Source organism: Neisseria sp. P0021.S007, assembly GCF_051956855.1.
On the sequence record NZ_JBQCXA010001301.1, the window covers coordinates 1 to 502 of the forward strand.

The following is a 502-nucleotide window of genomic DNA, read 5'->3' on the forward strand; positions in this document are numbered from 1 at the left end:
GGTCGAGGTAAGCGTTCACTTCTGCGTTCACCACATTGGCCATGCGGATAATGCCGAGCGCACCGTCAATCACACCGGCGCCGATACCCATTTGCAGCAAGATGAAACCGGCTTTAATAGTTGGAATATAAGACTGGAACTGCTCAGGCGAAGCAATCACATCTTCATCGGGAATAAACACATCTTTAAAATTCAGGCTGTAAGTGCGCGTGCCTTCCAAACCGCAGAACTCAGGGCAATCTTGCAAGGTAACGCCTTCCCATTGGCCGCCGGTGATAAACATCACATAGCTGTCGCCGATTTGGGCGGTATTTGCCCAAATGTGGTCTTCGCCGATATTAGATACCCAAGGCAAAGCGCCGTTGACTTTGTAGCCGCCTTCAACGCGCTCGGCTTGCAAGTTGTGTTTTTCGATACCGGCAAGGTGTTTGACGGTATTGGACATGCCCGTACCGGCCAAAATTTTGCCCTGCAGAATATCGGCCAAATATTTGTCTTTAAC

The 502-nt window shown here is 50.0% G+C and carries 1 pseudogene; it reads right to left on the reverse strand.

The features are described from left to right. Positions 1 to 502: pseudogene (locus tag ACTHUR_RS18850) on the reverse strand (acyl-CoA dehydrogenase family protein); the annotation flags it as partial.